Here is a 21,307-nt window from a genome sequence, read left to right on the forward strand (position 1 = left end):
TGAAGTGTTTTTGGCGGATAGACTAAATACTGCGTCATCATTTGGAAAGATGCGTTTATTCTTAGTAACTTTTCTCAATTGGCTATTCAGCGATTCTATCGCATTTGTAGTGTAAATAATCTTACGAATCTCCTTTGGATATTGCAAGAAAATTATCAAATTATCCCAATTATTATACCAAGATTTAGCTATATGCGGATATTGCTTACTCCATTTTTGAGCAAATGACTCAAGAGCTAATTCTGCTTCTTTTTCAGTAGCAGAAGTATAGATTAGTTTCAAATCCGCTGCTAATTGCTTTCTATCTTTATATGATACATATTTGAGGCTATTCCTGATCTGATGGACAATACAAATTTGATGTTCAGTTTTCGGATATACTGATGCAATAGCATCAGACATACCAGTTAGATTATCACTACAAGCAATTAAGATATCTTTTACTACTCGATTCTTCATTTCAGTAAAATTACCAAGCCAAAATTTAGCTCCTTCATTCTCACTTATCCATAAGCCTAAAATATCCTTTCTGCCAGATAAATCTATTCCTAAAGCTACATATACTGATTTATTAATAATAAGTTTATCTTGTCTTACTTTCACTACTAAACAGTCAAAATATACTATAGGGTATACTGATTCAAGAGGTCTACTCTGCCAAATCTTGACCTCATCTATTACTTCATCTGTAATCCTGCTGATTAGGCTCTCACTGATCTCAGCTCCATATAATTCTTGCAATTGTGTTTTCATATCAGACACACTCATACCCTTCGCATATAAGGATATTATCTTTTGGTCTAAGCCATCTATTCTTGTTTGTTTCTTTGAGACTATTATAGGTTCAAATTTACCTTGTCTGTCTCTTGGAACATTTATCTCTATAGTACCATTCTCACTAATCAGATTCTTACTAAAACTACCATTCCTCGCATTCTCAGTTTCAGCTCTATCATACTTGCTATAACCTATAGCTAACGCGAAAAGGTTTTTACCATAGTTTTTGTATTTACTCACATATTCACCAGATCTAAATCCTATTAAACATTGCTGGACTAACTTTAAAAACTGTTTACATAAAATTATTGATCAATGCCTAAGTTTTTCCTAATCTATGGTAGAAACATTTCCGTGTTAGCTATAAATGTTCTGACATCTCAGCATGCAGTGCTCGCTCTAAAATACCCTTGGTTAATTCCTTAATTAATCTCTCAGGGTTTAATTCCCCGAAGCTCTGCTTCGTGATATCATAAGAAACAACTAAAACTTTTTTAGATACCTCGTAGCTCTGCTGCGAGGAGCATCATTCCATTCTGACTTAGTACTGTTTTTAAATCTACTCCGCCTTCTATCAGCAAATCTATTGCTTCATTTATTTTTTTATTCTTCTCTATTTGCATTTCTGTTACCTATATTTTTAATTACTTCTAATATAGGCTCAACAAAAATTTACACAATCATTGCAAAAGACTCCAATTGGCTATTCAGCGATTCTATCGCATTTGTAGTGTAAATAATCTTACGAATCTCCTTTGGATATTGCAAGAAAATTATCAAATTATCCCAATTATTATACCAAGATTTAGCTATATGCGGATATTGCTTACTCCATTTTTGATCAAATGACTCAAGAGCTAATTCTGCTTCTTTTTCAGTAGCAGAAGTATAGATGAGTTTCAAATCCGCTGCTAATTGCTTTCTATCTTTATATGATACATATTTGAGGCTATTCCTGATCTGATGGACAATACAAATTTGATGTTCAGTTTTCGGATGATGAACGAACATTAGAATTACCCATGACGAATATTAAAATTACCCATTTTTGAGTAAAAAATATTGTCTAAAGTGTTACATTATTATCCTCCGATTTTATAGTTCATTTTTTGCCTTTAGCTGTAGCGATTCTATAACTTTCAGTATTGAGTTCAAGAATTGAAGAATGGTGAACCAATCTGTCAATAACTGCTGACGTAGTCATTTCATCTTTAAAAATAGTATTCCATTTTGCAAAAACTAAATTGCTAGTAATTAATACACTACGCATTTCATAACGTTCAGCTAATAAGGTAAATAAAACATCAGTTTCTTCACGATTATATGGTACATATGATATATCATCAATTATCAATATTTCAAAATAATCGAATTTTTTAATAATTTGCTTAAGTTTTAAACTAAGCTTTGCTTCTAGTAATTGTTGAACCAAATTAGCTGCTGTTGTATATAACAGGAGTTTCGCACTTAGCAAAATTGTGTATTAGTTAGAAGCCATTTAATGTTGTTCTGAATTGATGTTTTTATAACTTCCCAAGTTTGTTGATATAAAGTAATGTTTTCATTTATCCTCCTTTTGTTCATATCAAGCCAGGCCAATACAGCAAGGCAAATATGATTTCTTTGAGCTCGACCCGTGCGTGCCTGACAGCATTCAATACCACAAGTTTGTTTCAATTCTCGATGATAAACTTCTATAGACCAACGCGCCTTAACAATTTTCTCTATTTGCTCACGTGTAGGATTCTCTAAATTAGTTGTTATGTAATCAATGCGACCATTTTTTGCCACAAACTTAAATACCGTAACCCAACCGTATCCACGTAGGTGAATTTTTAGCCCTTCATCGGGAATCTCTAAAGTTTCCAAGCTAACATTACGATTAACTTTTCTATTTTTTCTTAGGTTGGTAACCCATATCCAACCTAAATTACGTATATGTTTTAAATTATCCAAACCACTATACCAAGCATCCATAACTATAGCATCAGGCTTGATACCTCTTTCTTTAGCTAAAGTAAGCATATCACAAAAATGCTCGTTCTTTGTTTTACCATCAGTTTCTTTATCATATATTCTATAATCTACAGGAGTAGATTGATCAATTTGAGTATTGTAATGCAGTAAGTTTACCATTCCTATACCAGGTATAACATCATGTACAGCCCCAGAATATTGATAATTTACAAGCTCGATCCTCTTACTGTATTGCTTTGACAATAAGGTGTCATCTCACACTAATAAACAAGGATCTTCCAGATCAATATATTTTGACACTTTGCTATAGATTTCGCTAGGGCGAAAATCCTTACTCTTTAACCATCGACTTGCACTATCGTGCGATAGATCTAATGGACTTACTTCAGATAATGCTTTGCTAGTATATCTTACACTACTTGCTTGTAAGAATGATTTATATAAATCTTTGCTACATTTTGATCTTGTCATTTTTATCTAAAACTATTTTTCTCTAGATTAGCATATTATTTGCTAAGTGCGAAACTCCTGTATAATACACGTCTACCAGCAAGACACCACTCACGTGCTAAACCTATACTAAGATGACTTTTGCCAGTGCCAGGATTACCAAAAATAAGTATATTTTCATAGCGATCCATAAATTCTCCTTGTGCAAGATATTGGATCTTAGTTGGCGATAATCCTGGGATACGCTTAATATCAAAGTTGCTTAATAACTTATCTCGAGAGAGTTTTGCTTGCTTCAGCAATCTGGCAATACGTTGTTGTTGTCTATGTTCTAACTCACGTATGGCTAACTCCTGTAGATAATCTATATATGTTTTCTTTTCTTGCTCAAAGCTTTCTGCAACTGATTTATAGCACGATGCAAAAGTAGGTAAGCAAAGGTTCTTGAGTAAATTATTTAGCGGTTGCGGAGTTATTATCTGTTTACTCATGCAACCTCCATTGTTTTAAAGCAATGTAATTGATCATATTCAGACAGTATTGGTTGATTAATTTTTACTGAACAAACAGTTTGAGTCTGGCTATTTAGTAAATCTGTAATATGATCAATTATTGGCTCAATCTTCTTTTCTAATAGCACTTCTAATGCAGTAACTACATTCAATTCTCCATACATTTTTGCTAATTGTAATATTTTAAGATATATTTTATGCCCTTTATATGGATATATAGAGATAAGCTGGTCATATACCTGACGAAATATAGCACGTGGGAATAAAGCTTCATAATATTGATATTGAACAAATGCTCCAGGTTTACGTACTAAACTATCAATAATATGTCTATAATCAATAACATAGCCATTGCTGATTCTAGACATTTTTTGTAAACATTTGTTACCATAGTAAAGCTCTATTTCTTCAGAATAAATATAAGCTTTTAAAGTATAACCTATTAAGCGACTAGGCACAGAATAAGCTACAGATAAAATACTAACTGTACTGCTTGGATTAACACGTACTGATAATATTGTAGGTGCATTCCATTTCCTGATTGGTAACTCTTTTAAATGAACTCATTCTTCAGCTAATTTTTCTTTTCTACAGCTATTTCGCTTTTCTTTAATTTGTGTAAGGAATAATTCATAAGCTTTTAAATCAACAAAATTACGTGATCCACGTAATAGCAGATGTTGATTCACTGCTTGCTTAAATGTATCATGACTTTTTTCAACAGAACCATTTTCATGACTGACGCCTGGATTATTTCGCGATGGTGCAACATTGTAATAACCAAGCAATTCTTGCCATCTTTCTGTAAATTGTCTACTATTACCACATTGCTTGGTAGCTGCACTTAAATTATCTGTACGATGCTCTGGTAAAACTCCACCTAACTCCCATACAGCTTTTTCAAACCCTGATGCTAATGTATCAAAACTTTCACTATGGCATATGCTAAAAGTTTCCCAACATGAATAAGGCAACATAAAATGAAATAGTAAGTGAGGATATGGTTGCCCACCAATACAAATACCCAATTGATTCATATTGGTCCAATCAGACTGACTCTGTTTGCCAGGAAGAATATTTTGTAAAAAGATTACTGTCTTATCCTTACCATGTGCAGCTCTCCATTGTTTCAACCTTTTCTGCAAACAGCGTAATTGCTTCCCATTATAATTCCCATGACACTTTTCTGTCAAATATGCTAATATGGTAGTTGCTTGCAACTCCGGTGCTGATTCTAGCATTGATTCTATTTCATCCCAGTGCTTCACAAATGGATCCTTACGTGTCCTATATTTACGTATTGTGCGTAATTCGCTTGGATACTTATTAATACGTAAATACTTACGTGCCGTTTTTATACTCATACCTGCTTTTGCAGCAGAAATTATCTGATTATATTTTTTGATCTTTTGCATTAAAATACCTACTTGGTTATTTGTACATGTCATCAGTAATTCTCGAATAATATTTAAATATTTAAAAATAAATTTTTATTCGATTTTACTGTCCATAGTTACTTCTTTTTTATAGGTAATTTTAATGTTCGTTGAGGGTAATTCTAATATTCGTTAGTCAATTAATGATTAAATGTAATTTAAATCCCATAAACCAACCATAACTACTCATCCCAACTTTGGCAATTTTACCAAAAACTCTATTACTAGAAGTGCGCTTAGCATGACAAATAGATAGTTTTGTTGAATCAATAAAATATATTCCCGTATCTTCGCCTCGTAGTAATTGCAACATTATTGACAATGGCAATATTAACCTTGGCCATAATTGTACTATTCTACTATAACATGGTAAATTAAAGTAACCCTTATATTTATGCGGTAAGTAGTATAAATAATAGTTTTTAAAGTCCTTGCAAGGCGATAGATAAAAATATATGACTATTGTCATCAATTCTGCAAGACTTAATTTTCCTATTCTATGCCTTTGCTGATTTGTTGATAATAGACGGTGTTCTATCCATTCTTCATATATTTTACACAAATTATCTACTAAATAATATATACAGTTATGATACATCTTTTCATGTTGAGTTACTGATCTTTTATTAAAAAAATCTATCATAACTCAACATTAATCTCCTTTAAACCCTTTATCTATAAGCTTTCTATCTATCCCTTATCCTAAATTAGCGTTAACAAACCTGCTATATCTCAAAATTAGCTAATCCAGAATTCAGGTTAAAAGGAAAGTTCAGCAGTGGAAAAAGAGAGTATTTTTTTGGAAGGTAGTTGCAATATTATTCTACCTATGGAATCGATACCTTGAAAAGTGCCTGTAACAATGTCATTTTGATATTTAACACTAATATTTTCATGTAAGTTATAAGCATGTTTTAGCCATGTTTCTCTAATAAATGAAAAGCCTTCTTTCTCCCAGATTTGGTAATATTTTTCAAAATTTGCTATTAATATTTCAAGTAAAGCTTGAGGTGTGATAATAGGGAGTTCTTCAGATACTAAGCTAGTGGTAGGTTGGTCGATATTTATTGGGTGATAGGTTATGTTAATACCAACACCAATAATAAGATAATAAGCATCTTCTACTTTAACCGCCTCAAGAAGTATACCGGATATTTTTTTACCACCTACTAGAACATCATTTGGCCATTTTAATTGGATTTTTTTAAGAACTAGTGGCATCATCCTGCGTGCTTGTATAGGGATCCCGTTTATTTTCTGGAGACCGTGGTCAAGCCACGGTATGACATGTACCACACTATCATAAACCGCTAGGGCTGTAACGAAAGACAATTGTGGTAATAATTCAAGCTCTTTATTTGGTTTAATTAGTAAACTAGCATGTAAATTGCCGGAAGTAGATTGCCAGTTTTTACCGCTTCTGCCACGTCCTTCGGTTTGAGATTTAGCAAGTATGATATAATCTCTATCAGGTTTGTTATTTTTAGCCATTCTAATGGCTTCAAGGTTTGTGCTATCTAATTCATCAAAAACAAATAACTTATATCTACTTAAATTCATTTAAACCTAAGACGAAATAATTAAAGATCCGAAAAGTAAAAACCCTATTACTACAAAGTTAATTAATAATAACCCGTAGGAAATAGGTATTTTTGTTGGATTAGGTTTTTCAGCAAAATACATCGTTTTAATTATTTTAAGATAGTAAAAAGCCGCAATGACGCTAGTAAAGATACCAAAGTAAGCAAGCAAAAACTCTTCTTGGGTAATTGCTTGGTAAAAGAGGTAGTATTTTCCAAGAAAGCCAGCAAGCGGCGGGATACCTATCATAGAAAACATAATTATACAAATTGCAGCAGCTATAGCTTTATGATTTGCTGCAATTCCTTGGATGCTTTCAAAATTGGCTTTGTCTGTTTGGTTTCCGAGTAACATAATCAGGCAAGTAAAGAACCCTATACTTACGGCTGCATATATTAACATATAGAGCATAGCAGCTTTATTGCCATCTTCAGTACGCAGCAATACACCGATTAATACATAACCGATATTTAGAATAGTACTATATGCCATTAATCTTTTTAAGGAAGTTTGACGAATAGCACCAAGAGCACCAAATATCATAGATAATAAAGCAATTATTTTTATTAGATTATAGCTAATAGGGTGATAGTTTTTAATAATTAAATTTTCGATATTTAATAAAATAGCAACAGCCCCGATTTTTGAAGCTGCTGTAAAATAAGTAACCGAAGCAATAGGTGATCCCTCATATACATCTGGTGCCCAGAAATGCAATGGGGTACTTGAAAGCTTAAAGAAAATACTGCTTAAAAATAGCACTACACCAATTACTAAACCTAAATTTACTGAAGAGCTATCATTTAGCTTATAAAATATATCTGAAAATTGTAAGCTTCCGCCAAATCCATATATAAAAGAAATACCGAATAATGATAAGCAGCTAACTAAACTGCCTAATATAAAATATTTTAATGCTCCCTCTGATGATTTAATATCGCTCAATTTAAAACCAGCAAGTATATAAGAAGTTAGAGCAGTAAGCTCCATAGCACAGAAAAGTAATAAAAAATTCTGTGCTGAAATTGCCACAAAAATCCCAACTGTAGATAATAATATCAAAGTTATAAATTCAAATTTTAGTGGCTCACCGCTACGCACCGAATAATCTCGGTAAATTATCATAGATATTATAGTAAATATCAATATGATAGCCTTATAATTAGCAATATTTGCATTAGTAGTAAACATTACATAATCTAGGTATAATACACTTTCAGAGTAAGAATATTTTAGAATAATGAAAATTGTTAATATGGTAAGTAAAATAGTTATATTAGCAACAATTCTATTTTTACCTTGCAGCATTACGGCGAAGAATTGGCTTAAAAGTGCCGTTAAAGTTAAAGTTATTTCAGGAAGTAGCATATAAAATTAATATTGTTTATCGAAATATAAATATTAGTAAATAAATAATTTTTTGGCTCTGTCTCATCAATTGTGTAAATTTCGTGAACCATTAAATTCTACCATCAAATTTGATCATAAAATGAGCCATAGCTTCATTCCAATTGGGGATAGGCATAGACCATTTTTTGGTAATATAATCAATTGTCAGATATAAAACCTTAAATACTGCGTCATCATTTGGAAAGATGCGTTTATTCTTAGTAACTTTTCTCAATTGGCTATTCAGCGATGCTATCGCATTTGTAGTGTAAATAATCTTACGAATCTCCTTTGGATATTGCAAGAAAATTATCAAATTATCCCAATTATTATACCAAGATTTAGCTATATGCGGATATTGCTTACTCCATTTTTGATCAAATGACTCAAGAGCTAATTCTGCTGCTTTTTCAGTAGCAGAAGTATAGATTAGTTTCAAATCCGCTGCTAATTGCTTTCTATCTTTATATGATACATATTTGAGGCTATTCCTGATCTGATGGACAATACAAATTTGATGTTCAGTTTTCGGATATACTGATGCAATAGCATCAGACATACCAGTTAGATTATCACTACAAGCAATTAAGATATCTTTTACTCCTCGATTCTTCATTTCAGTAAAATTACCAAGCCAAAATTTAGCTCCTTCATTCTCACTTATCCATAAGCCTAAAATATCCTTTCTGCCAGATAAATCTATTCCTAAAGCTACATATACTGATTTATTAATCTCTCAGGGTTTAATTCCCCGAAGCTCTGCTTCGTGATATCATAAGAAACAACTAAAACTTTTTTAGATACCTCGTAGCTCTGCTGCGAGGAGCATCATTTCCTTAATGTCCCCCTTCGGGGATCAAAAATCCCTCGCCTTTAGGCGAAGGGAAGATATAATGAAATTGCTTTAGCAATGAATTTATATCAAGAAATATGAGAAGTTATAGAAAGAATAGTCATAGTCAGTATGATTTAAAAGTGCATCTTATATGGATACCAAAATATAGGAAGAGAATATTGATAGGCAAAGTATCGGAAAGGACTAGAGATTTACTGAGGCAGATTTGCATGGAACATGAAGTACATATAATTTCAGGGAAAATATCATGTGATCACGTACATATGTTTATCTCATATAAGCCGCAAATATCTCTTAGCAAGTTAGTACAGTATTTAAAAGGCATTAGCTCAAGAATTTTATTGCAAGAATTTACTCATTTACGAAAACAATTTTGGGGCAATCATTTGTGGGCTAGGGGCTATATGGCAGTCAGTTCAGGTAATATAACTGATGAAATGATACAGCACTATATTGATGAACAGGAAGGTGAACCTGTGAATGATGATCGATTTCTAATCGATTCCACTTTATAACCCCTCAGCTTATAGCTGAGGGTTGTTTAGTTAATCCATTCTGACTTAGTACTGTTTTTAAATCTACTCCGCCTTTTATCAGCAAATCTATTGCTTCATTTATTTTTGTATTCTTCTCTATTTGCATTTCTGTTACCTATATTTTTAATTACTTCTAATATAGGCTCAACAAAAATTTACACAATCATTGCAAAAGACTCAATTTTTTATCAATAAACTTATATCTGAAGTTTTGACAAAAACAGGAGTTTCGCACTTAGCAAAGTTGCGAATCAGTTAAAAGCCATCTGATATTGTTTTGAATTGATGTTTTTATAACTTCCCAAGTTTGTTGATATAAAGTAATGTTTTCATTTATCCTCCTTTTATTCATATCAAGCCAGGCAAATACTGCAAGGCAAATATGATTTCTTTGAGCTCGGCCCGTGCGTGCCTGACAGCGTTCAATACCACAAGTTTGTTTTAATTCTCGATGATAAACCTCTATAGACCAACGTGCCTTAACAATTTTCTCTATTTGCTCACGTGTGGGATTTTCCAAGTTCGTTGTTATGTAATCAATGCGACCATTCTTTGCCACAAACTTAAATACCGTAACCCAACCGTATCCACGTAGGTGAATTTTTAGCCCCTCATCGGGTATCTCTAAACTTTCCAAGCTAACATTATGATTAACTTTTCTATTTTTCCTTAGGGTGGTAACCCATAGCCAGCCTAAATTACGTATATGTTTTAAATTCTCCAACCCGCTATACCAAGCATCCATGACTATGGCATCAGGATTGAGACCTCTTTCTTTAGCTAAAGTAAGCATATCACAAAAATGCTCATTCTTTGTTTTACCATCAGTGTCTTTATCATATATTCTATAATCTACGGGAGTAGATTGAGCAATTTTAGTATTGTAATGTAGTAAGTTTACCATTCCTATACCAGGTATAACATCATGTACAGCTCCAGAATATTGATAACGTACAAGCTCAATCTTCTGACTGTATTGCTTTGATAATAAGGTGTCATCCCCCACTAATAAACACGGTGCTTCCCAATCTATATATTTTGACACTTCCTTATAGATTTCGCTAGGACGAAAATCCTTACTCTTTAACCATCGACTTGCACTATCGTGAGATAGATCTACTGGACTCACTTCAGATAATGCCTTGCTAGTATATCTGACACTACTTGCTTGTAAAAATGATTTATATAAGTCCTTGCTACATTTTGTTCTTGTCATTTTTATCTAAAACTATTTTTCTCTAGATTAACATACTTTTTGCTAAGTGCGAAACTCCTGAAAAATTCTAATTTTTCTGACTAAAGTAAAAATTTATATTTAAAGTTAAATATTTAGCGCTTTTATCAGCTTAAAAGCGATATTTCTACAATTTAAAGTAAATTATTTGCTATATAATACAAATTATAGATTGATACACTCGCCACTTTTTTTAATAAAAATTTTTTGTCAAAACTTCAGTTATATATAAATTAGACTTTAATACACTAAAAATTTGCAATTTTCTATAATAATACGCTATATTACTACTGTTTATGTATAAAAGTTTAATAAAATAATGTATCTGTTATCATATATATTAGGAGGATTGAATACATTACTCTGCCAGTTACGTCGATCAATTAGCTCTATAGAATTCTATAAAGATGTATATCAAAAATATCATGGTTATGGAATAAGATATTTATTTATTGTGTCTTTTATTCCAGCAATAATTTATTGTATCTTTATATTAAATTATCTAATAATCTTGAAACACAGCTTTAACGGAATAAAACAGACAAAAACGACAGATAATATTGAGTATATCATCAATCAATTACCGGAAATGCAATATGCTAATTCACGGATTCTTGTAAAAGATGAAGAACCTATTTATTTGTATAATAAAAATAATGATAAAGTAGCTGTCATTGATACAAAAAATCAGGTTTCAATTAGAGAAAAAAGCAAGATACCTTTTGTAATTGAGGCAGATAAACTTACAATAAATTTTGCAATAGATAATACTAAAAAAAGCTTCCCTCGTACCATTAATTACTCAAGTTTATTCGATCAAAGTCAGATGACTTTAACTCCTGAAATAATAAAAAAATATTTTGCCGATAATTTAATGCATTTACCAAATTTATTTATTTATCTTGGTATGCCAGCTATTATATTATTGTGGTTTGTAACATTCTTTTTAGAAAGAAGTATTATAATATTATTAGTATGTGTTGCATTCAAATTATTATTTAATAAAGTCTCAGTACAAGATGCTACAAGATTAGTAATGTTTTCAAGTGGAGTGCCGATATTACTGCAGCCAGTTGTTCCTTTTGTACCGGTATTAGGTACAATATTACAAATACTTCAAATATTTACTACTTGTCTATTATTTATTGCTATTTGGCAAGTCAATAAGAATAGAAAGTTTTCGAGTTACTTGTAAAAACTCTTCTTCGTTAGAATAGTCTAGAGTTATTTTTTCTTTTATCTGATGTTTAAACCATGTGATTTGCCTTTTGGCATACCTGCGTGTTCGTGTTTGAGCTAGGTTTAAAGCTTCACCCAAAGTTAGTTTGTTTTCTAGATAAGCCAAAATTTCTTTTATACCTACAGCTTTTAAATTTAGATAATCAGGATTGAATTGTTTTTTGATTAAAGCAATTTCGTCTATTGCACCATCTTTAAATATATTAGCTAAACGTTCATCACATATTTTATATAAAAATTTTCTCTCAGGGTTTAAGAAGATAATTTTAAAATTAAATTCAGATAAGATTTGTTCTTTTGGCAAAGTTTGGAAAGAGAAAATAGACTTGCCGGTTTGCAGCACTACTTCATAAGCTCTAATTAGCCTCTGAGTGTCTGATTGATTAATTTTAGATGAAGCTAGTGGATCAAGCTTTGTAAGCCTATTATGTAGCTCTATATTGCCTATTTCGTTATGCAGCTTTCTTACTTGCTGTCTTAAATCGTCAGATATATCAGGAATATTATTATATCCAAAAACTAAGGAGTTAATATATAATCCCGTACCACCTATTAATATAGGAAGCTTACCGCTGGTAGTTACCTGATTTATTTTTTCGGCAGCAATCTTTAAATATTTTACTACCGAAAAATCTTCAGTAATAGGCAAGAAGTTATATAAATGATAAGGAATTTCGCTTTTATAGCTTTCCGGAGGGGAGGCGGTAATAATTGGAATTTCTTTATAAACTTGCATTGAGTCGATATTTATTATTTCCCCGCCGCACGCTTTAGCAAGTGCATGACCTAGATAAGATTTTCCGCTAGCAGTAGGACCACATAAGATGATTATTGCTTTTTTTTGCACTTAAATATTAAGTCCGTACTTGCTTAATAATTGATTAATCATCGTTTTTAGCTCTTCTAATTTTTCAGCATTACTTGATTCAGCTCTTGCAATAATGGCAGATTCAGTATTAGAACTACGCAATAACCACCAACCATCTTCTGTGTTTACTCTTACTCCATCAATATCATTAAATTCTATTTTATCCTTTAGTAATTTTTCTTTGATTTCTTCAATAATTTGTAATTTTAATTCAGAAGAAACAAAAATTTTAACTTCCGGCGTGTTATAGCTTTTCGGTAGCTCATCGATTATTTCGTCTAAAGTTTTGCTTGATCTAGTCAGTAAATCCAAAAATCTTAATGCTGCATAGATTGCATCGTCAAAACCGAAATATTTATCGGCAAAGAATATATGCCCGCTCATCTCACCGGCTAGTAAAGCCTTTGACTCAGCCATTTTACTTTTAATAAATGGATGACCAGTTCGCCATATTATAGCTTGCCCGCCATATGATTTGATTCTATCGGCTATGAGCTGGCTGGCTTTTACATCAAGTATTATAGTAGCATTCGGGTTTTCTTTTAAAATATCCTCAGCAAAAATGCATAAAATTTGATCACCAAATAACATCTTACCGCTTGAACTCACAATGCCAATTCTATCGCCATCGCCATCAAAAGCTATACCAAGCTCGCAATTTTGTTCTTTAACTAGTTTAATTAATTCCTGTAAATTATCAGCCTTAGTAGGGTCAGGATGATGACTTGGAAAGTTTCCATCAATCTTACTATTAATAGTTATGTTTTCATTATTTAAATGATTTTTTAGCTCTTCAACAATATTTCCGGTTGCTCCGTTACCAGGGTCCCAAGCTACTTTTAGGTTGGAATTTACTATTATTTTTTCTAAAATACGATTTAGGTATTTTGATTGTATGTCATTCCCGCCCTCACTGTTATTTCCGCCTTTCCTGTCATTCCCGCGAAAGCGGGAATCCATATTCATATTAAGCTGGATTCCTGCTTCCGCAGGAATGACATTGAAGTCAGTATTTAAAATCTCTGTTAATAAATCCTGTATTTGAGAACCAAAAAAAGATCTGCCATGTTGTATTATTTTAAAGCCGTTATCATCACGAGGATTGTGAGAGCCAGTAACCATAATACTACCAGCTGGTGTAAATTTTTTATCAGCAAAATATAGAACTGGACTTGGGACAACACCAATATTTATGACCTCAGCCCCTGCATCAATTAAACCCATCTCTAAAGCTTTATAAAGGGTAGGAGAGCTAAGCCGCCCATCCATACCGACGCAGATTTTGTTATTGTCATTCTTTATGGTCATTTTTGCAAAGCAAAAACCAACCTTATAAGCTACTTCTACTGTTAAATCGGTAAGGCTATTACCTCTTATGTCATAAGCCCTAAAAATGTGTTTGTTAATGTTCATAAATCTGAAGTTTTGACAAAATCCTTTCCATAAGGAGAAATGTATTCCAATTTTTTTATACTTTTTTAGTAATAACAAAATTTATTTATTCTATTTGGGTACATAATGTATCAAAAACTGTAGCAATTTTGTCTAATATTGCTGGTTTATACTCACTAATATTATTGGGTAATGCTAGCTTTTTATTAAATGAGGTTTTGGTAATTTGATTACTTCCATCAAAACTTGATTTTATTGTAATTTCCAACTTACCATGTTTATTACTTTTGCGTATTACTGGTGCAAATGGTTTGACCTGATGATTATTTCTAATATTTCTATGATCTGGTATCCCTCTGGATATAGACTTTGCTAATATTTCTTCAAGGGAAATTTGTGGCATAGATCTATAAACTTCACTTGGAGACAACATATTGCTATTGATTTTTTTATCCCATGCCCTTACTTTCCTTGCCTTAACTGAAGATTGTGCATGATACAATATGTTGTACGCTAGCATTACGAATAACATATAATCCTCATCTTTATTTGGATCATTTGTTTGAAATTTATCCATCAATAATTTTGACTTACCAAATTTTAAAAAATGCTCAATATCAAACCTTTGTCTATAGTATTCATATACTTCTTTACCACTGATTTTATCCTTTTGTTGACCAGAAACACATAACCATAAATCTCTGTTATATTTCCTATTTCCTGATGCATCTAACACCTTAACCTGAATAAAATTTAGCGGTTTATCAGACATGATATGCTGTGTCTTACCCTTGATTAGATAATTCTTAAATAGTGAAATACTAATTGATATGTTACCATTTTTTGTAGCTTTTACTACAGTTTCTTCTGTATCTGGAATCAGTAAATTATCAGAACTACTACAAGAAATCTTAGCTCCATAAAATCTTTTACGCCCTCTTGTTTTTTGCTCCTCTGTATATATTTTGTAAATACTGCGATTAATTCTTTGGCGGGTTATTGTCACCGTATTTGCTTCATTGTGCAGCGGGTGAATGAAAGATAGAGTGCTATAACCTGCATCACCTACTGTTATATTTAGAGCCTTTTGTGGTATTTGCTTAACAATTTTTATTATTTGTTTGCTACCTTTGCTATACTTATTCTCATCTGATTTTACTCTATTTATAGATATTGGTACAGCCCATTTAGGCTGAGCACCGATGCAAACTACACTATATTCATAACCCGCAACTGGTCGGTTATTAGCATTCTGTCTAATATATGTACGATCAATTGCTTTCTTGGAATCTTTCTTGCTACTCACTGTAGTATCTATTTGTAGTAAGTTTTTACTCTCATTAATCAGTTTACTTATTAAGTATTTTTCTATATCTTCTCGAGTCTCAAAACGTTGCTTATCTCTTATATTTAATGATTCATCACGAGCACAGTAAAAATTCTCTATAGCTCTGTATACACTTGACCAACTACGCTGAAAATATTTATTAGTTGTTAATTCAACAACAGATCTTGCTTTAACGCTATCATTAGTTACTAGTGATAGTATTAATCTCTCAGGGTTTAATTCCCCGAAGCTCTGCTTCGTGATATCATAAGAAACAACTAAAACTTTTTTAGATACCTCGTAGCTCTGCTGCGAGGAGCATCATTAAAAATTTTTTGTCAAAACTTCAGTAATTGAGCAAGCTTCGTTGTATGGCTTCTATGTCGTTCCCGCCTGTGCGGGAATGACATAGAAGCGGTATGCCACAAATCCTATAAGCTAAAACTCTCGCCTAAATAAACCTCTTTAACTTTTTTGCTATTTGCTATTTCTTTGCTACTTCCTTCCAATAATACTTTCCCCTCGACAATAACATATGCTCGGTCAACTATATCTAAAGTATCACGCACGTTATGATCGGTAATTAGAATACCGATATTGAATTCACGCAAATAAGTAATTAGATTTTTGATATCAGAAATAGCTAGGGGATCAATACCAGCAAGTGGTTCATCAAGCATGATAAATTTCGGCTCTATTGCAAGCGATCTTGCAATCTCAAGCCTGCGTCTTTCACCGCCCGATAAGCTAGCAGCGGATAGATCTTTTAAATGTATTATAGAAAATTTTTCCAGTAAATTATGAGTTTTTTGCTCAATTACTTCTTTATCATTTTCCGATATTTCAATTATAGCTTTAATATTATCTTCAACCGATAAGCCTCGAAAAATTGAAGGTTCTTGAAGAAGGTAACCAATACCAAGCCTTGCTCTTAAATAAATTGGTAAATTAGTTATGTTAATATCATTTAATAATAACTGTCCCGAATCTGCTTTCATTAAGCCAATAATGATGTTAAAACAAGTTGTTTTACCAGCTCCGTTTGGACCAAATAACCCAACTATTTCGCCTTGTTTTACATTAAGAGATATATCGCTTAATATGGTTCTCTTTTTATAGGATTTTGATATATTTTTAACTTGTAAGCTGTCCATTTAATCTCTCAGGGTTTAATTTCCCCGAAGCTCTGCTTCGTGATATCATAAGAAACAACTAAAACTTTTTTAGATACCTCGTAGCTCTGCTGCGAGGAGCATCATTTTTCTTACTATTTTTCTTTATAATATCCACATAATAAATAAGTTTATTAGTTTTTAAAATATTATTATTACGTTCCAATACAACATTACCAAGTAAAATGAGTTGTTTATTATCTAAAAAATATTTCCCTGAATCTGCCAATAACAACTCATTATTAATTTTTTTCTCAACACTCAATTTAGTTGGAACAACTATATAATCAATTGTTTGTTTATTATCTACTGTTTTATAAAAAATATATAATTCTTCAGTTCTAAGTATCGCATTATCAAAATAAACAACGACATTTCCCAGGTATTCTGCCTTTTGTTTAACTCTATTAATGATTAAAGTATCAGATATGATATGTAAGTTCGAAATATCTTTATCATCAGCATATGTTGAGATACTAATAGTAAAGAATATTACAAGTTTAATAGTCCGATAGATCAATAGTAGTGTAGACATTGCCTTTAAAAATTATAATATTATTATCGTCTTGCGTGTTAAAACTATCTGAAGTAATAGTAGAGTTTTTATGAAATAATGTAGCAGGAGAATTACTAATTATACTTTTATTTATTAAATCAATTCTTGCATCGTTAGTGTCAAATATCATATCTTCAAAATAAAATTTTACATCATTTTTTAAATCTAATATATGCGACTCTTCGTTTAAAAACCCTTCTTTTGCATAAACAGTAACTGATTGATTTTGATTTATATTATATATACCGTTTATTATGTCTAATTTGTATTTATTATCCGAATCTTTTATAGCTTGCTCAGCTTTCACTAAATAGCTATTTAGATTCTTATCTACTCCCTCAAAAACCGAATCTTTTAATATAATATTATATTTTAAATCAAGGTTTTTTTCTGGAGCTTTTTCTACAATATTAGTATTATTTTCTTCGGTAGGGTAGCTACTTTTAACTAATGTATATCCTGCATATAAAATTCCAAGTATAATTAGGAAATAAGTAAATTTCCAAAATTTTTCCCGTCGTTTATAAGAGGAAGGCATATATTAGTTAACTCCTGCTCGCAATAAATCATGTATATGAGTAATGCCTATAATGATATTATTGTCAACAATGGGTAAATTAGTAATATTTTTAGCTTTCATTAAATCTAAAACTTCTTTTGCCAATATGTCAGATGAAATATATACAGGATTTTTAGTCATAATATCTGAGGCTATTTTTAAATGAATTTGATCGTTAATATGACGACGTAAATCACCATCTGTTATAACACCTACTAAATTCTTAGCTTTATCTATTACTAAGGTACAACCTAAGCGTTTTTTATTCATAACAATTATAGTTTCAGCAAAAGGTGTGTCTTCATGCACTAAAGGTATTTGGTCACCGCTACGCATTAAATGTTTAATTTCTGTCAAATTAGCCCCTATGCTACCGCCTGGATGGTATGACTTGAAATCATCCTTAGTAAAACCTTTTACTTCATGTATGACAGTCATTAATGCATCGCCAAGTGATAACATTATTAAGGATGAAACTGTAGGAGCTCCAATTATTGAAGCTTCTGAATATTCAGGCACTATAAGTAAGAAATCACTATTTGCGGCTAAAGTAGAATTTTTATTCATTGTCATTGCGGCAATTTTTACAGAAAAATCTTTGCAATATTTAATGATGTTAAATAATTCCTTAGTTTCACCAGAATTAGAAAGCATAATTACTAAATCATCTTTAGTAATCATCCCAAGGTCTCCGTGACTTGCTTCCGCTGGATGTATATAAAAAGCTGGCATACCAGTTGAAGAAAAGCTTGCGGCTATTTTCTTTGCAATATAACCGCTTTTACCCATACCCGTTAAAATTACTCTTCCTTTAAAAGATAGTAAAAATTCTACAATTTTGTTGAAGTCTTCAGGAATATGTTCAGATAGCTTTTTTAAAGCACTAGCTTCACTAGAAATTACTCTTTTAGCAACATTTTCGTAATTGTTTATAGGGTTCATTGCTTTTGTAGTTGTGTTATAAAAATCGTCATTGCGAGGAAAAACTGTAAGTTTTGACGAAGCAATCTTAGGGGGGGGCAGCAGATACTACTTCCTGAGATTGCTGCACTCTCTACGTTCGCTCGCAATGACGTTTATTATCAATTAAAATATTTACGTTCTGTAACTACTTCAGTCGTTTCAGCATTATTGTCTTCGTTCCAAGCTCTTTTTTTACCATTATCCCGTTTTTCAGGTTCTTGATGTTCTTGAGGACTATTTTTTGGTTTTGGGCTTGCTGAAGATTTATCTTTCTCAGCATTTTTAATAGTTAGTTTTGCTTTACCTTTATTATCGCACCCGATAAGCTTAACTTTTACTATATCACCTTGCTTTAAAACACTGCCGACTGATTCGATTCTTTCTTCGGCAATTTCGCTAATATGGACAAAACCATCTTTATTGCCTAAATAATTAACAAAAGCACCAGAATCTAATATTTTCATCACTGTGCCGTTAAATACTTCACCTATTTCAGGGTCAATAGCAATAGCTTTAACTTTATCTAAAGCAACTTTTAGTTTATCCTTATCTGAAGCATAAATAGAAACTGTGCCATCATCGCTTATATCAATTTTAGCACCGCTAGTTTCACAAATTTCCTTTATTACTTTACCACCAGGACCGATAATATCTCTGATCTTATCTTTATCAACTTTTAAAGTAGTAGTAGAAGGAGCGTTTTTGCTCATCTCATTATTTGGTTTACTAATAACTTTATTCATTTGCTCAAGTATATGCAAACGTCCAAGGCGTGCCTGTTCTAAGGCTATTTTCATTATTTCGAAATTTACCCCTCGTATTTTAATATCCATTTGTAATGCGGTGATACCTTCGCTAGTACCTGCAACCTTAAAGTCCATATCGCCGAAATAATCTTCATCGCCAAGAATATCAGATAATACCGCAAATTTTTCATCCTCCTTAACAAGCCCCATAGCAATACCTGCTACCGGTGCTTTTATTGGAACGCCAGCATACATTAAAGCAAGTGAGCTACCACAAACTGTTGCCATTGAAGAAGATCCATTAGATTCGGTAGTTTCCGCAACTACTCTAATAGAATAAGGGAACTGTGTTTTAGTAGGCAATACCGGATTAACAGCACGCCAAGCGAGTTTACCATGACCAACTTCACGTCTTCCTGGAGCTTTCATCGGCATTGCTTCATTAACAGAGTAAGGCGGGAAGATATAATTAAGCATAAAGCGTTCTTTATATTCACCCTCAAGGCTATCGATTATTTGTTCATCTAAGCTAGTTCCAAATGTGCTACTTACTAAGCTCTGTGTTTCGCCTCTAGTAAATAAAGCTGAGCCGTGAGCACAAGGTAATAATCCAACTTCACAAGTAATTTGTCTTATATCTGTTGTAGTACGTCCGTCGATACGTTTATTTTTTTGTAAAATATTACCACGTAATATATCGGATTCAACGGATTTTAAAGCGGATTCGATTTGGTAATTATTATATTTCTTACTTTCTATATCATCTGCAAAATGTTTAAGTACTTTTTCAGGTATTAGCTCTAAATTAGTACTACGTTCCTGTGTAGATTTAATTGCAAAAGTTTGCTCAATTTCTTTTGCAAATAATTTTTTGATTTCATTCTTTAATTCAGCAGGATATAAATCTTGCATTTCAAACTTCGATTTTTTAGCTTCAGCTGCAAGTTCTTTAATAATATTTACTACTGGTTGGAAACTGTCAAAACCGAATTTTACAGCAGCAAGCATTTGCTCTTCAGAAAGTAAATGTGCTTCTGACTCAACCATCATTACAGAGTCTCTTGTTCCTGCAACAACTAAATCAAGCTGGCTTGTCTTTAATAAGTCAAGAGTTGGGTTTAAAACGAATTCCCCGTTTATTAAGCCTACTTTACTTGCAGCAACTATTTCTAGATAAGGTGCAGGTGAAAGGCTAAGTGCAGCGGAAGCACCGATAATAGCAAGTATATCAACTGGTGTTTCAGGGTCATATGAAAGAACAGTGCAGGTAACAAATGTTTCATTAACAAAAGCAGGGTGAAATAATGGTCTGATCGGTCTATCTATCAGACGTGATACTAAAACTTCCCGATCTGATGCTTTACCCTCACGCTTAAAAAAGCCGCCTGGTATTTTACCAGCAGCATATGCCATTTCTCTATAATTAATTGTTAGAGGAAAAAAGCCAATACCTTCTTTTGCTTTGGCAGCAGTTACTGCTGTACATAGTAAGACAGAATTACCCATTTTAACAGTAACTGCTCCATCAGCTTGGCGAGCTATCTTGCCAGTACTAAGTTCAAGAGTTTTTCCGCCCCATTCAACTGTTTTAATTATCTCATTAAACATCTATATATATCTCTTAATTTGTATTTTAGTGTTTTGCGTCATTGCGAGGAGAAACTGTAAGTTTCGACGCGGCAATCCTAGGAATCTTGTGCTTTTTCATAAGATTGCCACGCTCATTTCATTCGCTCG

Annotated in this window: 19 protein-coding genes and 5 pseudogenes; 2 read left to right on the plus strand and 22 right to left on the minus strand. The window is 32.3% G+C overall.

The window, feature by feature from the left end; all coding sequences use genetic code 11:
- Positions 1 to 24: 24 nt before the first annotated feature.
- The 12 genes and pseudogenes from AAHI98_RS16870 to AAHI98_RS16930 all read right to left on the minus strand — a co-directional run.
- Positions 25 to 972: pseudogene (locus tag AAHI98_RS16870) on the minus strand (IS256 family transposase); the annotation flags it as partial.
- A 299-nt stretch (positions 973 to 1,271) separates the two neighbouring features.
- On the minus strand, positions 1,272 to 1,400 hold the full coding sequence (locus AAHI98_RS16875; protein WP_342224793.1) for a hypothetical protein: 129 nt from the start codon (positions 1,398 to 1,400) through the stop codon (positions 1,272 to 1,274).
- A gap of 73 nt (positions 1,401 to 1,473) precedes the next feature.
- A pseudogene (locus AAHI98_RS16880) lies at positions 1,474 to 1,776 on the minus strand (transposase); the annotation flags it as partial.
- A 103-nt stretch (positions 1,777 to 1,879) separates the two neighbouring features.
- Complete coding sequence (locus AAHI98_RS16885) at positions 1,880 to 2,251, minus strand: ATP-binding protein (protein WP_342226543.1); 372 nt, start codon at positions 2,249 to 2,251, stop codon at positions 1,880 to 1,882.
- Positions 2,245 to 3,225: pseudogene (locus AAHI98_RS16890) on the minus strand (IS701 family transposase). The gene AAHI98_RS16885 and the pseudogene AAHI98_RS16890 overlap by 7 nt, the downstream one beginning before the upstream one ends.
- A 35-nt stretch (positions 3,226 to 3,260) precedes the next feature.
- Entirely contained in the window at positions 3,261 to 3,695 is a 435-nt protein-coding gene (locus AAHI98_RS16900) for an ATP-binding protein (RefSeq protein WP_342226546.1), read from the minus strand.
- A complete protein-coding gene (locus AAHI98_RS16905) occupies positions 3,692 to 4,258 on the minus strand; it encodes a Mu transposase domain-containing protein (RefSeq protein ID WP_410526274.1) in 567 nt (188 codons plus the stop codon). Before AAHI98_RS16905 ends, AAHI98_RS16900 begins: the two co-directional genes overlap by 4 nt.
- 21 nt (positions 4,259 to 4,279) lie before the next feature.
- A complete protein-coding gene (istA, locus tag AAHI98_RS16910; protein WP_342226547.1) occupies positions 4,280 to 5,164 on the minus strand; it encodes an IS21 family transposase in 885 nt (294 codons plus the stop codon).
- Between the two features lie 127 nt (positions 5,165 to 5,291).
- Positions 5,292 to 5,758 (minus strand): annotated as a pseudogene (locus AAHI98_RS16915) (transposase); the annotation flags it as partial.
- Positions 5,759 to 5,911: 153 nt separating this feature from the next.
- Positions 5,912 to 6,712 (minus strand): biotin--[acetyl-CoA-carboxylase] ligase, encoded by an 801-nt coding sequence (locus AAHI98_RS16920; RefSeq protein ID WP_342226549.1) that lies wholly within the window; start codon positions 6,710 to 6,712, stop codon positions 5,912 to 5,914.
- A gap of 6 nt (positions 6,713 to 6,718) precedes the next feature.
- Positions 6,719 to 8,101 carry an NADH-quinone oxidoreductase subunit NuoN gene (gene nuoN / locus AAHI98_RS16925; protein WP_342226550.1) on the minus strand — a complete coding sequence of 461 codons (1,383 nt, stop codon included), beginning with the start codon at positions 8,099 to 8,101 and terminating at the stop codon, positions 6,719 to 6,721.
- Positions 8,102 to 8,192: 91 nt separating this feature from the next.
- Positions 8,193 to 8,852, minus strand: a pseudogene (locus AAHI98_RS16930) (IS256 family transposase); the annotation flags it as partial.
- A 200-nt stretch (positions 8,853 to 9,052) separates the two neighbouring features.
- On the opposite strand from AAHI98_RS16930, the gene tnpA reads away from it, so the two are divergent.
- Positions 9,053 to 9,493 (plus strand): IS200/IS605 family transposase, encoded by a 441-nt coding sequence (tnpA, locus tag AAHI98_RS16935; protein ID WP_095568239.1) that lies wholly within the window; start codon positions 9,053 to 9,055, stop codon positions 9,491 to 9,493.
- Positions 9,494 to 9,497: 4 nt separating this feature from the next.
- On the opposite strand, the gene AAHI98_RS16940 is transcribed toward tnpA, so the two are convergent.
- Positions 9,498 to 9,620 (minus strand): hypothetical protein, encoded by a 123-nt coding sequence (locus AAHI98_RS16940; RefSeq protein ID WP_342226551.1) that lies wholly within the window; start codon positions 9,618 to 9,620, stop codon positions 9,498 to 9,500.
- A 129-nt stretch (positions 9,621 to 9,749) separates the two neighbouring features.
- Positions 9,750 to 10,730 carry an IS701 family transposase gene (locus tag AAHI98_RS16945; RefSeq protein ID WP_342224659.1) on the minus strand — a complete coding sequence of 327 codons (981 nt, stop codon included), beginning with the start codon at positions 10,728 to 10,730 and terminating at the stop codon, positions 9,750 to 9,752.
- Between the two features lie 337 nt (positions 10,731 to 11,067).
- Between AAHI98_RS16945 and AAHI98_RS16950 the strand changes: the two genes are divergently transcribed.
- The gene (locus tag AAHI98_RS16950) at positions 11,068 to 11,943 is read left to right on the plus strand and encodes a DUF1189 family protein (protein WP_342226552.1); all 876 of its coding nucleotides are present in this window, start codon (positions 11,068 to 11,070) and stop codon (positions 11,941 to 11,943) included.
- On the opposite strand, the gene miaA is transcribed toward AAHI98_RS16950, so the two are convergent.
- From miaA to pnp, 8 genes are all read right to left on the minus strand, one after another.
- On the minus strand, positions 11,887 to 12,834 hold the full coding sequence (gene miaA, locus AAHI98_RS16955) for a tRNA (adenosine(37)-N6)-dimethylallyltransferase MiaA (protein ID WP_342226553.1): 948 nt from the start codon (positions 12,832 to 12,834) through the stop codon (positions 11,887 to 11,889). The two genes, AAHI98_RS16950 and miaA, sit on opposite strands and share 57 nt — an antisense overlap.
- Positions 12,835 to 14,268: a phosphomannomutase/phosphoglucomutase gene (locus AAHI98_RS16960; RefSeq protein WP_342226554.1), complete on the minus strand. Its 1,434-nt coding sequence runs from the start codon at positions 14,266 to 14,268 to the stop codon at positions 12,835 to 12,837.
- Between the two features lie 85 nt (positions 14,269 to 14,353).
- Positions 14,354 to 15,553, minus strand: a complete 1,200-nt coding sequence (locus AAHI98_RS16965; protein WP_342226555.1) for a transposase — start codon at positions 15,551 to 15,553, stop codon at positions 14,354 to 14,356.
- Positions 15,554 to 16,005: 452 nt separating this feature from the next.
- On the minus strand, positions 16,006 to 16,728 hold the full coding sequence (lptB, locus tag AAHI98_RS16970; protein WP_342226556.1) for an LPS export ABC transporter ATP-binding protein: 723 nt from the start codon (positions 16,726 to 16,728) through the stop codon (positions 16,006 to 16,008).
- A 58-nt stretch (positions 16,729 to 16,786) separates the two neighbouring features.
- Positions 16,787 to 17,281, minus strand: a complete 495-nt coding sequence (locus tag AAHI98_RS16975) for an LptA/OstA family protein (RefSeq protein ID WP_342226557.1) — start codon at positions 17,279 to 17,281, stop codon at positions 16,787 to 16,789.
- Positions 17,247 to 17,840: an LPS export ABC transporter periplasmic protein LptC gene (lptC, locus tag AAHI98_RS16980; RefSeq protein ID WP_342226558.1), complete on the minus strand. Its 594-nt coding sequence runs from the start codon at positions 17,838 to 17,840 to the stop codon at positions 17,247 to 17,249. The genes AAHI98_RS16975 and lptC overlap by 35 nt, the downstream gene beginning before the upstream one ends.
- Positions 17,841 to 17,843: 3 nt before the next feature.
- Positions 17,844 to 18,803: a KpsF/GutQ family sugar-phosphate isomerase gene (locus tag AAHI98_RS16985; protein WP_342226559.1), complete on the minus strand. Its 960-nt coding sequence runs from the start codon at positions 18,801 to 18,803 to the stop codon at positions 17,844 to 17,846.
- A gap of 140 nt (positions 18,804 to 18,943) precedes the next feature.
- Positions 18,944 to 21,178: a polyribonucleotide nucleotidyltransferase gene (gene pnp, locus AAHI98_RS16990; protein ID WP_342226560.1), complete on the minus strand. Its 2,235-nt coding sequence runs from the start codon at positions 21,176 to 21,178 to the stop codon at positions 18,944 to 18,946.
- Positions 21,179 to 21,307 lie beyond the last annotated feature (129 nt).

This window comes from Rickettsia endosymbiont of Urophora cardui, assembly GCF_964030725.1.
Classification (GTDB): Bacteria; Pseudomonadota; Alphaproteobacteria; order Rickettsiales; family Rickettsiaceae; genus Rickettsia.

Excerpts from the sequence above, each read along its gene's own strand:
- AAHI98_RS16875 (WP_342224793.1), bottom strand. The coding sequence starts at position 1,400 with ATGCAAATAGAGAAGAATAAAAAAATAAATGAAGCAATAGATTTGCTG.
- AAHI98_RS16900 (WP_342226546.1), bottom strand. The coding sequence starts at position 3,695 with ATGAGTAAACAGATAATAACTCCGCAACCGCTAAATAATTTACTCAAG.
- istA (WP_342226547.1), bottom strand. The coding sequence starts at position 5,164 with ATGACATGTACAAATAACCAAGTAGGTATTTTAATGCAAAAGATCAAA.
- AAHI98_RS16920 (WP_342226549.1), bottom strand. The coding sequence starts at position 6,712 with ATGAATTTAAGTAGATATAAGTTATTTGTTTTTGATGAATTAGATAGC.
- nuoN (WP_342226550.1), bottom strand. The coding sequence starts at position 8,101 with ATGCTACTTCCTGAAATAACTTTAACTTTAACGGCACTTTTAAGCCAA.
- tnpA (WP_095568239.1), top strand. The coding sequence starts at position 9,053 with ATGAGAAGTTATAGAAAGAATAGTCATAGTCAGTATGATTTAAAAGTG.
- AAHI98_RS16940 (WP_342226551.1), bottom strand. The coding sequence starts at position 9,620 with ATGCAAATAGAGAAGAATACAAAAATAAATGAAGCAATAGATTTGCTG.
- AAHI98_RS16945 (WP_342224659.1), bottom strand. The coding sequence starts at position 10,730 with ATGACAAGAACAAAATGTAGCAAGGACTTATATAAATCATTTTTACAA.
- AAHI98_RS16950 (WP_342226552.1), top strand. The coding sequence starts at position 11,068 with ATGTATCTGTTATCATATATATTAGGAGGATTGAATACATTACTCTGC.
- AAHI98_RS16960 (WP_342226554.1), bottom strand. The coding sequence starts at position 14,268 with ATGAACATTAACAAACACATTTTTAGGGCTTATGACATAAGAGGTAAT.
- lptB (WP_342226556.1), bottom strand. The coding sequence starts at position 16,728 with ATGGACAGCTTACAAGTTAAAAATATATCAAAATCCTATAAAAAGAGA.
- AAHI98_RS16975 (WP_342226557.1), bottom strand. The coding sequence starts at position 17,281 with ATGTCTACACTACTATTGATCTATCGGACTATTAAACTTGTAATATTC.
- lptC (WP_342226558.1), bottom strand. The coding sequence starts at position 17,840 with ATGCCTTCCTCTTATAAACGACGGGAAAAATTTTGGAAATTTACTTAT.
- AAHI98_RS16985 (WP_342226559.1), bottom strand. The coding sequence starts at position 18,803 with ATGAACCCTATAAACAATTACGAAAATGTTGCTAAAAGAGTAATTTCT.
- pnp (WP_342226560.1), bottom strand. The coding sequence starts at position 21,178 with ATGTTTAATGAGATAATTAAAACAGTTGAATGGGGCGGAAAAACTCTT.